At 64.9% G+C, this 14,868-nt stretch carries 11 protein-coding genes and 1 tRNA gene; 8 read left to right on the forward strand and 4 right to left on the reverse strand.

Annotated features, from left to right (window positions below; genetic code table 11):
• Positions 1 to 233 precede the first annotated feature (233 nt).
• The 4 genes from ACIPV6_RS00005 to ACIPV6_RS00020 all read right to left on the reverse strand — a co-directional run bounded on the left by ACIPV6_RS00005 (position 234) and on the right by ACIPV6_RS00020 (position 3,268).
• Positions 234 to 306, reverse strand: a tRNA-Arg gene (locus ACIPV6_RS00005).
• A 108-nt stretch (positions 307 to 414) separates the two neighbouring features.
• Positions 415 to 1,914, reverse strand: coding sequence for an FAD-dependent oxidoreductase (locus tag ACIPV6_RS00010; protein ID WP_400268974.1), 1,500 nt, complete (start codon positions 1,912 to 1,914; stop codon positions 415 to 417).
• Entirely contained in the window at positions 1,911 to 2,783 is an 873-nt protein-coding gene (locus tag ACIPV6_RS00015; RefSeq protein ID WP_400268975.1) for an FAD:protein FMN transferase, read from the reverse strand. Before ACIPV6_RS00015 ends, ACIPV6_RS00010 begins: the two co-directional genes overlap by 4 nt.
• Before the next feature lie 5 nt (positions 2,784 to 2,788).
• Positions 2,789 to 3,268, reverse strand: a complete 480-nt coding sequence (locus ACIPV6_RS00020; RefSeq protein ID WP_400268976.1) for a hypothetical protein — start codon at positions 3,266 to 3,268, stop codon at positions 2,789 to 2,791.
• Positions 3,269 to 3,518: 250 nt separating this feature from the next.
• Between ACIPV6_RS00020 and argS the strand changes: the two genes are divergently transcribed.
• The 8 genes from argS (at position 3,519) to prmC (ending at position 14,862) form a co-directional block, all read left to right on the forward strand.
• Entirely contained in the window at positions 3,519 to 5,168 is a 1,650-nt protein-coding gene (argS, locus tag ACIPV6_RS00025; protein ID WP_400268977.1) for an arginine--tRNA ligase, read from the forward strand.
• Positions 5,169 to 5,174: 6 nt separating this feature from the next.
• The gene (gene lysA, locus ACIPV6_RS00030; protein WP_400268978.1) at positions 5,175 to 6,638 is read left to right on the forward strand and encodes a diaminopimelate decarboxylase; all 1,464 of its coding nucleotides are present in this window, start codon (positions 5,175 to 5,177) and stop codon (positions 6,636 to 6,638) included.
• Entirely contained in the window at positions 6,631 to 7,947 is a 1,317-nt protein-coding gene (locus ACIPV6_RS00035) for a homoserine dehydrogenase (protein ID WP_400268979.1), read from the forward strand. Before lysA ends, ACIPV6_RS00035 begins: the two co-directional genes overlap by 8 nt.
• On the forward strand, positions 7,948 to 9,051 hold the full coding sequence (thrC, locus tag ACIPV6_RS00040; RefSeq protein WP_400268980.1) for a threonine synthase: 1,104 nt from the start codon (positions 7,948 to 7,950) through the stop codon (positions 9,049 to 9,051).
• Positions 9,052 to 9,054: 3 nt separating this feature from the next.
• Positions 9,055 to 10,029 carry a homoserine kinase gene (gene thrB, locus ACIPV6_RS00045; protein WP_400268981.1) on the forward strand — a complete coding sequence of 325 codons (975 nt, stop codon included), beginning with the start codon at positions 9,055 to 9,057 and terminating at the stop codon, positions 10,027 to 10,029.
• Positions 10,030 to 10,336: 307 nt separating this feature from the next.
• A complete protein-coding gene (rho, locus tag ACIPV6_RS00050) occupies positions 10,337 to 12,475 on the forward strand; it encodes a transcription termination factor Rho (RefSeq protein ID WP_400268982.1) in 2,139 nt (712 codons plus the stop codon).
• Between the two features lie 423 nt (positions 12,476 to 12,898).
• Positions 12,899 to 13,972: a peptide chain release factor 1 gene (gene prfA / locus ACIPV6_RS00055; RefSeq protein ID WP_400268983.1), complete on the forward strand. Its 1,074-nt coding sequence runs from the start codon at positions 12,899 to 12,901 to the stop codon at positions 13,970 to 13,972.
• A 17-nt stretch (positions 13,973 to 13,989) separates the two neighbouring features.
• The gene (gene prmC / locus ACIPV6_RS00060) at positions 13,990 to 14,862 is read left to right on the forward strand and encodes a peptide chain release factor N(5)-glutamine methyltransferase (RefSeq protein WP_400268984.1); all 873 of its coding nucleotides are present in this window, start codon (positions 13,990 to 13,992) and stop codon (positions 14,860 to 14,862) included.
• Positions 14,863 to 14,868: the final 6 nt, after the last annotated feature.

A 14,868-nucleotide genomic window follows, 5' to 3' on the forward strand; every position in this document is an offset into this window, starting at 1 on the left:
CGGCCTCAGCCCCGACGAAGGCCTTTGGCACCGCACCGGATGGGCCGGACGAGCCTGACACACCCGGGATTTACACACGTTTTGTCCTATAACCCCCTTTGGCACCGCACCGGATGGGCCGGACGAGCCTGACACACCCGGGATTTACACACGTTTTGTCCTATAACCCTCCGGCGGAGCGCCCGCACGGACATGAAAATACCCCGCCAGCTTGGCTGGCGGGGTATTCATTGTGCCCTCGATAGGATTCGAACCTACGGCCTTCTGCTCCGGAGGCAGACGCTCTATCCCCTGAGCTACGAGGGCAACCGGGGTTCCCTCCGTTGCCGGTGGGACGTCCTAGAGCTTAGCAGCCCACGCGGTGCAAAGGAAAACCGGGCGCCACCTCGGCAAACACGCGGCGGCCTCCACGCCTCAATACCCGGCGAACGAGTCCACATGCACTTTCCGTGCCCCGGCCCCCCGCGCGGCTGCCCTGAGCGAATCCACGCTCGCCGGAGACCCGGAGACGTACACTTCCCGGTCCTTGATGTCCGGAACCAGCTCGGCAAGGCGCGCCGCATCGATCCTTGAACTCCCGGCGTCGTGCATGAACCCCGGAGGCGTGGAACCGTCCGCCAGCCGGGCAATTACGTGGGCACCCGAGGCCTCCAGTTGTTCGCAGGCAGCCAGCTCGTCACGGCTCTTTGCCAGGTACAACACCACAGCGTCCCTGGATGCCTCGGACGCAAGGTGGGACAGGAACGGCGTGATCCCGATGCCGGCGGCTATCAGCAGGACCGGCCTGCCGGCGTCGTGGGGCAGCAGGAAGTCGCCGCCCACGGCCGTGCCGGCCACCCGGTCTCCCGGCTTCAACGCAAGCAGCGATTTCTTCGCCGAGGAGAGCGGTTCGGCAGTTCCCACTCCAAAGGTCACCTCAGGCGCTCCCGGCGCGCTGGTGATGCTGAACACCCGGCGCCGTCCTTTGCCGTCCGAACCCGAGTGGGGGAGGTTGAGTTCCATGAACTGCCCGGCCGCAAACCGTACCGGCCGCCGTGGTACGAAGCGGAACTCCGTGGTTCCGGGCGTAAGCTTCCGCGAGTCCTTGAACGTCAGTTCCACGCCGCCGCGCTGGCCGGGGAAGAACGCCAACGCGTTGCCCACCAGCAGGGCCAGTTCGGGGGAGTTGGCAACGAAGCCCAGGTTGTACGGAACCGCGAAGATTAGGCCCACGACGGCGGCAAGCGCCAGTTGCTGCCACCGGCGCGGAGGCAGGGTCAGCGGCTCTGAAAGCATGAAGCCCACGAAGAACAACAAGGGGCGTTGTGCCAGCGGCTGCCACAGGGCCTGGCCCGCGGTCATGCCGCGGCTGATCAGCTCAGCGAAGATGATGCCCGTGGCCACCACCAGGAACACCGAGGCCATCAGGAGCTTCCGCGTCCGGTACAGCACCACGAACACTCCCGGAACCAGCAGCCACAGCATGGCCGGGGTTGCCGCCCACCACGTTGCGATGTTGAGCCCGGTCAAACCGGTGATGAAGGCCCCGGCAGCAGCAGGGTTGAAGATGTGCCGGCCCCGGAAGGCCAAGGCATACTTCGATGTACTGGCCAGGACACAGGCCAAGGCAACCCCGAGCATGTCCGTGGCGCCAAACGATGGCCAGAACAGGAAGTAGAGCAACAACCCGGTGATGAGCGAGGACTCTGAATGCGGCCGGGTGCGGAACAGCGGCGCCAACAAGCGGTTGGAGGCGTACGTCAGTCCCAGGCACAAGGCCAGGTGCACCAGCATTTCGGGAATGCCGAACGTCAACCAGCCCAGGACATTGAGGACCAGGCTGTACACCACCAGGATCCCCAGGACCCAGAGGATCAGGCGGTACATGGTGAAGCGGCCCAGCCACGTGTCCAGTCGCGACTTAACGGCAATCATGAGAACAGTCTCCCCTCAAAGCCGCCAGAGAACGTGGCGGCACCATTCGAAAAAACCCGGAGCCAGGAAAAGTCGAACACGGTTTCCAACATTTCCGGTTCAACCATGAAAAGTGCCGTCGCCAAAGCATCGGCCGCCAGGGCATTCTCGGCCATGGTCCAGGTGGCAACCGTGGTTTGGATGGGTTGCCCCGTGGTCGCATCCAGGACGTGGTGCAGGCCATCGCCCCACGCGCGCCTGTTGGCGGCGGAGGCACACAATGCGGCATTTTCCAGGTCCACGGTTCCGATTGCCTGCTTGGAGTTGTAGGGATGTTCCAACGCCACGGTCACCGCGTGGCTGCCCGAATGCAGCATGTCCCCGCTGCCGTCCACCAGGAAATCCGTGTGGCCGGCCCCGCGCAGCACACCGCCCAGCAGATCCACGAGTTGTCCCTTCCCGGCTGCGCCTATGTCCAGCACCACTGCATCCCTGGCCGCGATGGTGGTGCCGTCCCAGTCAAGGACGTCCTCCCAACGCGGCGCGGGCTCGGGGGTTCCCGAGGGAACCAGCGTGTACGCCGCGTCGTAGCCCAAACGGTTCAGGCTGCTGCCCACCAGGGGCGTCATGGCACCCCCGCTGAGCCGGTACAGATCGGCGTAAACCCGGTGCAACTCGCCGGCATGCCGGGGGAGCATGATGGTTCCGGGTGCCTTGGCCAGCGCGGCGACAAGGGAGTCCGGCCTGAACCGCGAATACGTAAGGTCGTAGTCGGCGACCGTGCCGAGCAGTTCCTTCCGTACCTCCGGTGCGAGCTGTTCCGGCGTCGAAACGTCCCACTGGGTGCCGATGCCCTCAAAGCCGAAGGTGCTCCAGCCCGGGTGCGGCATGGCTGCTACTTGGCCTGGGACTTGATCTGTTGGACGGCGTCGTTGAAGCCGCCCGAGGTCAGCGAGGAGCCAGCCACCTTGGATACGTTGAGTTCATCGATGTCTTTGCCCACGATCTGGGCGGCAATGCCGCTGGCGAACTCGCCCTGGAACTTCCTGGTGTTCGGGTTGGACGGGTGCGTGGTGATGTTGACGGCCGAGACCTTGTCCCCGGCGAGGGTCAGTTCGACGCCCACGGTTTCCTGGCCGTTCGGCGACGTGTAGGTTCCGTCGGCGCTGTACGTGCCGTCCTTGTAGGTGGAGCCGGTGGTGCCGCTGGACGCAGCCGACGACGCGCTGGGACTGGTGGTGGATTCCTGGCCGCCGTTCTGGCTGGCGGAGGTCTGTGAAGGTGCCTGCGTGCTGGGCGCGCACGCTGCGGCCGTACCAATAATGGAAAGGCCTGCGAAGCCGGCGTAGAGGGTCTTGCGGAGTGGCGTAGTCATGGTTCTGCTCGTTTCAACTGGACAAGATTCGTCTGGACAAGATTCAACTGCTGGGATGTGTATCGGTCTGGGTTCGGTTATTCGTTGATGACTTCATGGCCACCTCTTACGTCTTCAACAACGTCGAATTCAGAGTAATGGTTCAGCCTGTGCCGGCAGGAGTCCTTTCCTGTGTCCCGGCTGTGCGCAGGTTACCCACATAGCGGCGTCCAAATTCCGCGTCTTTGCAGGCCCCCGGTAGGCTAGATGCGTGACTCCCGAAGAACTCTCCACTGCCATATCCACTTGCCTTAAGGACGCCGTAGCCGCCGGTGAAATTGCCCTGGCGGAATCTGCCCTTCCCAACGACGTCCGAGTGGAACGCCCCAAGAACAGGGATCACGGAGACTGGGCCACCAACATCGCCCTGCAACTGGCCAAGCAGGCAGGCACCAATCCGCGGGAATTCGCCGGAATCCTCAGCAACCGCCTGCAGGAAATACCTGGAGTGACCGGAGTGGAAATCGCAGGTCCCGGCTTCCTGAACATCACGGTGGACGCCGCTGCCGCCGGAGCGCTCGCCAAGGTCATCGTGGAAGCCGGTTCGTCCTACGGAACCAACCAGGCGCTCGCAGGCCACATCGTCAACATGGAATTCGTGTCCGCCAACCCCACCGGCCCGCTGCATATCGGGCACACGCGTTGGGCTGCCCTGGGGGACGCGATCGCACGGGTGCTGCGTGCTTCCGGTGCCGACGTCACGGCCGAGTACTACATCAACGACGCCGGTTCGCAGATGAACGTCTTCGCCAATTCCGTGCTGTCCCGGCTCCACGGCCGCGGTGTCCCGGAGGGTGGCTACCCCGGGGAATACATCATGGAACTGGGTGACGAAGTCCTGAAGGCCCACCCGGACATCCGTGAATTGACCGACGAAGCCGCGCTTCCGGTGATCCGCGCCGCGGCCTACGAGGCCCAAATGGTGGACATCAAGAACACCCTGGGCGATTTCGGCGTGGACTTCGACGTCTTCTTCTCGGAGAAGGAACTGCACGACGCCGGCGCGATCGAGGCTGCCGTGGCCCGCCTTCGGGAGCAGGGCCACGTGTTCGACGACGGCGGTGCGGTGTGGCTGCGCACCACCGATTTCGGTGATGACAAGGACCGGGTCATGATCCGCGCCAACGGTGAACCGACGTACTTCGCCGCCGATGCCGCGTACTACCTTTCGAAGAAGGACCGTGGCTTTATCGAGAAGATCTACCTCCTCGGCGCCGACCACCACGGCTACATCAACCGCCTTAAGGCCATCGCGGCCTGTGCCGGTGACGATCCCGAGGTGAACATCGAGGTCCTTATTGGCCAGCTGGTTTCCGTCAACGGTGCCAAATTGTCCAAGCGGGCCGGCAACATCATTGAGCTCAAGGACCTCATTTCCTGGCTGGGCAAGGATGCCGTGCGCTACTCGCTGGCACGCTTCCCCGCCGACTCGCCGCTGACGCTGGACCCCGAGCTGCTCAAGAAGAACAGCAACGAGAACCCCGTGTTCTATGTCCAGTACGCCCACGCACGCTCGCGCGGCACGGCCCGCAACGCCGCCGACGCCGGGGTGGACCGTTCGGTCTTTGACGCCGCCCTGCTGGACCATGCCACCGAGAACGAGCTGCTGTCCTACCTCGGCAGCTATCCCTCGATCGTCGCCAAGGCGGCCGAACTGCGCGAACCGCACCGCGTGGCACGCCACCTCGAGGTCATTGCCGGCGCTTACCACCGCTGGTACGACGCTTGCCGTGTGTCGCCGCAGGGCGATGAACCCGTCCAGGACGTCAACCGCACGCGGTTGTGGCTCAATGACGCCACAAGCCAGGTTTTGGCCAACGGACTCGAACTGCTGGGCGTTTCGGCGCCGGAACGGATGTAGGGAACCATGACTGAACACTCCTCCCCGCTTGCCCCCGGGTGGCTCGCAGTACCGGAAAACCTCAATGCCCTGCAGGAACCCATGTGGGCTGCCGGGGTTGAACGGAACAACGCTGGCGAGGTCACCATCGACGGCCTGTCCGTCAGCGAACTCAAGGCGCAGTTCGGCACGCCGCTTTTCGTGATGAGCGAGACGGACTTCCGTTCGCGCGCACGCGCCTTCAAGGACGCCTTTGACGCCGCCTTCGTCGACATTTGCGGGGGAGTGGACGTCTACTATGCCGGAAAGTCCTTCCTGTGCACATCCGTGGCCAGCTGGGTTACCGACGAAGGCCTGCGCCTGGACACCTGCTCGGGCGGGGAGCTGGCCGTCGCGGCGCGTGCCGGGGTGCCGGGCAGCAACCTAAGCCTGCACGGCAACAACAAGTCCGATGCCGAAATCAACAGGGCCCTGGACATGAAGCTTGGCCGCATTGTGGTGGACAGCCTCGACGAGCTGGAACGCGTGGCCAAGATCGCGTCCAGCCGCGGCGAAACCGCCAAGGTCATGCTTCGGCTGACGCCAGGTGTCCATGCCCATACGCATGAATTCATCGCCACCGCCCACGAGGACCAGAAATTCGGCCTGTCCATGGCCGGTGACTCAACTGAGGAAGCGGGCCTGTCCGCAGCCGAGGAGGCCGTGGCAGCAGCAACCTCGTACGCAAGCATTGAATTGCTGGGCCTGCACTGCCATATTGGATCCCAGATTTTCGAGCCCGATGGCTTTGCCTTGGCAGCCAGGAAACTCCTTGCCTTCCAGGCGGCCATGCAGTCCAAGTACGCCATCGTCATGCCTGAGCTCGATCTCGGCGGCGGCTACGGAATCGCCTACACGCCGGTGGACACCCCCCGCCCCGCAGCAGAAATCGCGGAGGCGATGGCCGCCGTCGTGCGTTCCACGTGTGCGGAACTGGGCATCGCATCACCCCGCATTTCCATCGAACCCGGCCGGGCGATCGTAGGCAGCACCACGTTCACGCTGTACGAGGTGGGAACCCTCAAGACTGTCCGCGTGGATGCCGAAACTGGGCAAGAGGGCCAGGAGAACGTTACGTATCCCCGCCGCTATGTGTCGGTGGACGGCGGCATGAGCGACAACGCCCGTCCGGTGCTTTACGACGCGGATTATTCGGCCGTTTTGGCTTCCCGCGGCTCCGAGGCGGCTCCGCAGCTGTCCCGCGTAGTGGGCAAACATTGCGAGAGCGGCGACATAGTTGTTAGAGATGTATATCTGCCCGCGGATGTGGCAGCCGGTGATTTGCTCGCAGTACCGGGTACCGGCGCCTACTGCTGGGCCCTCTCCAGCAACTACAACTACCTGGCCCGGCCTGGCGTTGTCGCTGTGCGCGACGGAGCCGCCAGGCTCATTGTCCGCGGGGAAACCGAAGAAGATCTCTTGAACCGCGACATGGGAGTGGCGAATGTCTGAAGTGCGAAACCTGAAGGTGGCCCTGCTGGGCTGTGGCAACGTTGGGGCCCAGGTCGCGCGGATTCTGATTGACGACGCCGAAGCCCTTGCCGCCCGCAGCGGTGCCCGCCTGGAATTGTCCGGTATTGCCGTGCGCTCCATCGACGCGCCCCGCGACGTGGAACTGCCGCGTGAGCTCTTCACCACGGACGCCGAGACCCTGGTCAAGGACGCCGACCTCGTGATCGAGCTCATGGGTGGCATTGAGCCCGCCCGTTCGCTGATCCTCACGGCCATCCAGAACGGCGCCTGCGTTGTCACCGGCAACAAGGCCCTCCTGGCGCAGGACGGCCCCACGCTCTACGAAGAGGCGGACAAGGCCGGCGTGCAGTTGTCCTACGAAGCCGCAGTAGCCGGGGCCATCCCCATCCTGCGGCCCATCCGCGACAGCCTGTCCGGCGACCGCATCACGCGCGTGCTGGGCATCGTCAATGGCACCACCAACTTCATCCTGGACCAGATGGACAGCACGGGTGCCCAGTTCGCTGATGCCCTGGCCGAGGCCCAGCGCCTTGGCTACGCGGAGGCCGATCCCACCGCCGACGTCGAGGGCCACGACGCCGCTGCCAAGGCCGCAATCCTGGCGTCCCTGTCCTTCCACACGCGCTTCTCCCTGGACGATGTCTACTGCGAAGGCATCACCAAGGTCAGCGCCGAGGACATCGCTTCTGCCAAGGAAGCCGGCTTCGTCATCAAGCTCCTGGCCATCGCGGAGAAGATCGAGGCCTCGGACAACGGCAGCGGCATCTCCGTCCGCGTCCACCCCACGCTGTTGCCACGCGAGCACCCGCTCGCTGCAGTTCGCGGCGCGTTCAACGCCGTCTTCATCGAGGCCGAGAACGCGGGCGAGTTGATGTTCTACGGCCAGGGCGCAGGCGGAACCCCCACGGCGTCTGCCGTCCTGGGCGACCTCGTCTCCGCTGCGCGCCGGCTGGTCCTTGGCGGGCCGGGCCGCACCGAAACCACCACGGGCCATGTTCCGGCTCTCCCGGTGGATGCCTCAAACACCAGTTACTACATTGGCCTGGACGTCGCCGACCAAGCCGGTGTCCTGGCACGCATCGCCCACATTTTCGCGGAGAACGGTGTCTCCATTGAAATCATGCGCCAGACGATCCATCGGGATTCCGCATCCAAGGTTGAGTCGGCTGAGCTGAAGATCGTGACGCACCGTGCATCCGAAGCTGCACTCGCAGCAACCGTCGAGGCCGTGAAGGGCCTTGACGTCATCAATTCTGTGACATCCGTACTGCGGGTAGAAGGGGTCTAAGTGGCTCACCAATGGCGCGGAGTAATCCGCGAATACGCTGATCGTTTGCCTGTAACGGAAGCCACGAAGGTCATCACCCTCGGCGAGGGCGGCACTCCTCTTGTCCACGCACAGAAGCTTTCCGAGCTGACGGGCTCCCAGGTGTACCTCAAGGTCGAAGGCATGAACCCGACCGGTTCCTTCAAGGACCGCGGCATGACCATGGCAATGACGGCCGCCGTGGAGGCCGGAGCCAAAGCAGTTGTTTGCGCTTCCACGGGCAACACGTCCGCTTCCGCGGCTGCCTACGCCACGGCTGCCGGCCTCAAGTGCGCCGTGCTGGTGCCCGAAGGCAAGATCTCCATGGGCAAGCTGAGCCAGGCCATCGCCCACGGCGCCACGCTGCTGCAGGTGGACGGTAACTTCGACAACTGCCTGGACATCGCCCGCAAGCTCGGCGAGTCCTACCCCGTGTTCCTGGTGAACTCCGTGAACCCGGCCCGTATCCAGGGCCAGAAAACAGGTGCGTTCGAGGTAGTGGACTCCCTGGGCGATGCCCCGGACATCCACGTGCTGCCGGTCGGCAACGCCGGAAACATCAGCGCGTACTGGAAGGGCTACAAGGAGTACTCGGCTCCCTTCGAGACCGCCAACGGCACGCTGCCTGCGGTTTCCACCAAGACCCCCATCATGTGGGGCTTCCAGGCTGCCGGGGCTGCGCCGTTTGTTGCCGGCCACCCCATCACGGAACCGGACACCATTGCCACGGCTATCCGCATCGGCAACCCGGCTTCGTGGGAGACTGCCGTGGCAGCCCGGGACGAGTCCGGTGGCCTCATTGAAGCAGTGACCGACGAGGAAATCCTGGCCGCCCACCGCTGGCTCTCTTCCAAGGAAGGCGTCTTCGTGGAGCCCGGCTCCGCAGCAGGCGTCGCAGGCTTGATCAAGAAGCACGCCGCAGGCGAGGTGCCCTCGGGCAAGACCATCGTCATCACGGTGACCGGCCACGGCCTCAAGGACCCCCAGTGGGCCCTCCGTACCGAAGACGGCAGCGATGTCCAGCCGGTCAAGGTACCGAACGACGTCGTCACCGTTGCAGCGGAACTGGGACTGGAAGAAAAGTAAAGAGTGGAAACATCGCAGCCCACCGCGACTGATCGTGCGCTCGTCGCGGCAGGCCAGCGGCTGACCGTCAAGGTTCCCGGAACGAGTGCCAACCTGGGTCCTGGCTATGACAGCCTCGGTTTGGCCCTGTCCATCTACGACACCTTGACGGTGGAGACCCTGCCCACCGGCGAGCTCGAGTTCGAGCTCGCCGGTGAGGGGGCAGACACCCTTCCGCGCGACGCGTCCCATCTGGTGGTCCGCGCCATCGACCTGGCCTTGGCGCGCCTCGGCTTCGAACGGGGCGGCCTGAAGATCATCGCGGACAACGTGAACCCGCATGGCCGCGGACTTGGCTCCTCGGCGTCGGCCGTGGTTGCCGCCGTGACGGCGGCGAATGCACTGGTGCCCGAAGAAGCCCGGCAGGACCGCGACTGGATCCTTCAGCTGACCAGCGAAATCGAAGGCCACCCGGACAACGTCGCACCCGCGATTTTCGGCGGACTGGCGCTGTCATGGCAGGACAGCGAGCAGTACAGCAGCACCCGCGCGGATGTGGCGCCATCGGTGGTTCCCGTGGTGGCCGTTCCGGACTATGAGCTCTCCACCGAGACGGCCCGTGGCCTTCTGCCGGCCTCCGTCGGCCACCACGCCGCCGCCATGAACTCGGGCCGGGCCGCACTGCTTGTCCACGCCCTGACCACACAACCGGCGTTGTTGCTGCCCGGCACCGAAGACTACCTGCACCAGAGCTACCGCGCCGAGGCCATGCGCCCCAGCGCCAACCTGATCGCGTCCTTGCGTTCGGCAGGTTTCGCCGCAGTGGTTTCGGGCGCAGGACCCACCGTCATGGTCCTGGCCAATGGCCCGGCTGAGGCCGATGCCATCACCGAACACATCTACGGATTCACCTCGGCCAACACACCGGATGTTGATTGGCGCGTGATGACGCTGGCTGTGGACGTTGAAGGTGCTAGAGTGGAAGTGCACCGGCGGTAAAGCCGCGGGCAGTTCCCTGATTTTGGATCTCGGTGGTTTCGCCGTACCTTTCGTCAACTGTGCCAACGTCTGGCGGTGCCGTCTCCTTCCGGCCTGTCTCAGGTGCCGCAGAACTCTCTCTGTTTCCTGAAAATTCAGTCGGCTGTCCGGGCAACTGGATCCAGTGAAGACGATCAGTATCCGGCCCTGTTGGCCACAATCCATCAGGCACGGCCGAAATCAATGGTTGCAGATCTGAACTGCAATCTGGAACAAATCATCGCGTCCGGCTCTCGCTTCGGACGCCGTCGAGGGGGAAGGATCCTTCGTGACAGAAACCACTGAGCTGGCTTCAGCTGTGGACACCACATCTTCTGCTGCCGAGTCGTCAACGGCAGCAACCACCAAGAGCAGCGGCCTTGCCGGCCTTAAGCTCGCCCAGCTTCAGGCTCTTGCCAGCCAGCTGGGCATCTCCGGGGGATCCCGTATGCGCAAGGGGGACCTGGTCAACGCCATTTCCGCCCACCGTGCCGGTACCTCCACGGCAAAGGCGCCCACCAAGGCTGCTGCCGCAAAGTCGGCCGCACCCAAGGAAACTCCTGCCGCTGAAGCAAAGCCGGCTGAAAGCAACGCTCCCGCAACCGAGGCCGCTCCGGAAGCTGCGGCCCAGGAGGCACCGCGCCGCGGCCGTGGCCGCAGCCGTCGTGCCACCAGCGATGGCGTCGTTGCCGCAGCAGAAGCTGCCGCAGCTACCGCCGAGGCCGCTTCTGCACCCGCCGCTGAGGCTCCGGCCGCGCCCGAAGCAGCCGAAGCCGGAACCGAACGCCGCCAGCCGCGGACGCGCAACCGCCGTCGTAATGACGCTCCCGCGGCCGAGACTGCAGAGGCACCCGCAGCCGAGCAGCCGGCACCGGAAGCCCGCGGCACCGAGCAGCGTGGTACCGAGCAGCGCGAAGCCCGCACCGAGCAGCGCGAAGCCCGCACCGAACAGCCGCAGCGCGAAACCCGCGCTGAGCGTTCCGAGCAGCGCGAACAGGCCGACAGCGGTGACCAGCAGCAGCGCGAACGCCGCGACAACTCCCGCAACCGCCGCGAGGACAACAACGACTCCGAAGACGGCGGCAACCGCCGGAGCCGTCGCAACCGTCGCGACCGCAATGACCAGAACGACCGGAGCGATCGTCGTGGCGGTCAGGACAACCGTGACGGCAGCAGCCGCAGTGACCGCTTCCGCGACCGCAACGAGCGTCGCCGCGGACGTGCGCAGGGACCCGACGTTGACGACGTCGAAGTTACCGATGACGACGTCCTCCTGCCTGTGGCGGGCATCCTGGACGTGCTGGAGAACTACGCGTTCATCCGCACCTCGGGTTACCTCCCGGGTGCCAACGACGTCTACGTCTCCCTGGCGCAGGTCAAGAAGTACAACCTCCGCAAGGGTGACGCCGTCGTAGGTGCCATCCGTGCGCCGCGTGACGGTGAAGACCGCAACCAGCAGTCCTCCCGCCAGAAGTTCAACGCGCTCGTCCGAGTCACCTCGGTCAACGGCAAGACGCCTGAAGAGCTTAAGGACCGCGTCGAATTCGCGAAGCTCGTCCCGCTCTACCCGTCCGAGCGCCTGCGCCTCGAAACGGACCCCAAGAAGATCGGCCCGCGCGTCATCGACCTCGTGGCCCCGATCGGCAAGGGCCAGCGTGGCTTGATCGTCTCCCCGCCGAAGGCCGGCAAGACGCTCATCCTGCAGTCCATCGCGAACGCGATCACCACCAACAACCCTGAGGTCCACCTCATGATGGTGCTGGTTGACGAACGTCCGGAAGAAGTCACGGACATGCAGCGGACCGTCAAGGGCGAGGTCATTGCCTCCACCTTCGACCGTCCCGCCGACGACCACACCACGGTTGCCGAATTGTCGATCGAACGCGCCAAGCGCCTGGTCGAAATGGGTATGGACGTGGTGGTCCTCCTCGACTCCATGACCCGCCTGGGCCGTGCCTACAACCTGGCAGCACCGGCCTCCGGCCGTATCCTGTCCGGTGGTGTGGACTCCGCAGCACTGTACCCGCCCAAGCGCTTCTTCGGTGCTGCCCGCAACATCGAAAACGGCGGCTCGCTCACCATCCTTGCCACCGCGCTCGTGGAGACCGGTTCCAAGATGGACGAGGTCATCTTCGAAGAGTTCAAGGGCACCGGCAACATGGAACTGCGACTGTCCCGCCAATTGGCAGACAAGCGCATCTTCCCGGCCGTGGACGTCAACGCTTCCGGCACGCGCCGTGAAGAGAACCTGCTCTCGGCTGAAGAAGTCAAGATCATGTGGAAGCTGCGCCGCGTCCTCTCCGGCCTGGAGCAGCAGCAGAGCCTCGAGCTGCTGACCAACAAGATCCGGGAAACGCAAAGCAACGTCGAGTTCCTCATGCAGGTCCAGAAGACGACGCTTGGAGCAAAGTCGGACAACGACAAATAGCTGTGCTCTAACCGCTCAAAATATGCCGGCCCCGCCCCTACGCCGGGGGGGGGGGGGGGGGGGGGGCCCCCCCCCCCCCCCCCCCCCCCCCCCGCCCCCCCCCCCCCGCCCCCCCCCCCCCCCCCCCCCCCCCCCCCCCCCCCCCCCCCCCCCCCCCCCCCCCAGCCCCCCCCCCCCCCCCCCCCCCCCGGCTCCGGCAGGCCATAAGAGAGATGACGAGGGCCCCGACCTGAGCTTGCGAAGGTTGGGAGTCATCGAACGCACTCCCTGGGCGGCATATTTTGAGCGGTCCTTGTTTTAACGGAAATCCTTGGCCCGACGCAACGTGTGCCAATTGGGGCCGAGGTGGGCACGCCGGATAAGGGCTGTACGAAGCTACCCGCCGCAGTTATTAGACTTGTACGAGTCGAAAGAGGTTTGAAAATGTTTGAGTCCGTCCAGGGATTGCTTGATGAACACGCGGCCATCCAGGCACAGTTGAGCGATCCTGCTGTTTACGCCGACCAATCCGTAGCCCGTAAGTTGGGGCGGCGTTCTGCCCAGCTCCAGGGCATCGTGGAGGCGTACAACAAGTGGCGCGGGCTCAACGATGACATGGAAGCCGCCAAGGAGATGGCGGCCGAGGATCCGGATTTCGCTGCCGAAGTGGAGCAGCTCGAAGAGCAGATTCCCGCGGCGCAGGAGCGGCTGCGGCGGCTGCTCATCCCGCGTGACCCGGATGACGCCCGCAACGTGATCCTCGAAGTCAAGGGCGGTGAAGGCGGCGACGAGGCTGCCCTGTTCGCCGGCGACCTGCTGCGCATGTACATGCGGTACGCGGAATCCCGCGGCTGGAAGACGGAAATGATCTCCGCCACCGAGTCCGACCTGGGCGGGTACAAGGACGTTTCCGTCGCCATCAAGGGCAACTCGAACGATCCCGCCGAAGGCGTCTTTGCCCGCTTGAAGTTCGAAGGCGGCGTGCACCGCGTGCAGCGTGTTCCCGTGACCGAATCGCAGGGACGCATTCACACGTCTGCTGCCGGCGTCCTGGTGCTGCCGGAAGTCGATGAACCCGAAGAACTCGAGATCAACCAGAGCGACCTCAAGATCGACGTGTACCGGTCCTCGGGGCCGGGCGGCCAGTCCGTGAATACCACCGACTCCGCGGTACGCATCACCCACTTGCCCACGGGCATTGTGGTGGCCATGCAGAATGAGAAGTCGCAGTTGCAGAACCGTGAAGCCGGCATGCGTGTCCTGCGGGCGAGGCTCCTTGCCCACCAGCAGGAGCAGATCGACGCAGCGAACTCCGAACAGCGCAAGTCGCAGATCCGTACCATGGACCGCTCCGAGCGCATCCGCACGTACAACTTCCCGGAAAACCGCATCGCGGACCACCGGACCGGCTACAAGGCGTACAACCTGGACGCCGTGATGAACGGCGACCTGGAACCAGTCATCCAGTCGGCGATCGAAATGGACGAGCAATCGCGGCTTGACGCCATCGGCGAGTAAAGCCGGTAGCCCAAGCCATGCCGTTCTACCCTGGCCAGAGCCTCGCGGACGCTGTTCGCGAGGCTGCCGCCATCCTGTCCGACGCCGGTGTCCCAACCCCGCGGGTGGACGCCGAGCTCCTTGCCGACCACCTCCTGAACGTGGGCCTTGGACGCCTGCGTGCGTTGCTCCTTGGCGATTCGCCGGCACCGGAGGGCTACGCCGCCTTGGTTGCCGAGCGTGCCGGACGCGTGCCGCTGCAGCACATTACCGGCGTCGCCTATTTCCGCCACCTGGAGTTGCGCGTGGGACCCGGCGTCTTCATTCCCCGGCCCGAAACTGAGTCCGTGGTGCAGTTGGTGATCGACCACCTGGCGGGAGTGTCCGCCCCGAAAGTGGTGGACCTCGGAACGGGTTCGGGCGCAATCGCCGGTTCGATCGCGCACGAGGTCCCGGGGGCCGACGTCTACGCCGTCGAATTCAGCGCCTTGGCCCACGCCTGGGCCGCCGGCAACCTGGAACCAATGGGTGTCACGCTGGTGGAAGGCGATCTCCGGGACGCGTTGCCCGAGCACAACGGAACCTTTGACGCCGTCGTTTCCAACCCGCCCTACATTCCGGCCGAAGCCATCCCCAACGAACCCGAAGTGGCCCTGCACGATCCCCCCGAAGCTTTGTACGGCGGGGGAGCGGACGGGATGGAACTTCCGACGGCGGCAGCCGCCTCTGCGGCCCGCCTCCTGAAGCCCGGGGGCTACTTCGTCATGGAACACGCGGAAGTCCAGGCCGGGTGGATCTCCGGCATGCTGCGACGCGCCGGCCACTGGCAGGAAATTACTACGCACTTTGACCTCAACGGCAAGGAACGTGCCACGAGCGCAGTGCTGGCAGAGACCGCTCCCAACGAGTGAAAGAAT

It is taken from the genome of Paenarthrobacter sp. NPDC089988, from assembly GCF_044748465.1.
Lineage (GTDB): Bacteria > Actinomycetota > Actinomycetes > Actinomycetales > Micrococcaceae > Arthrobacter.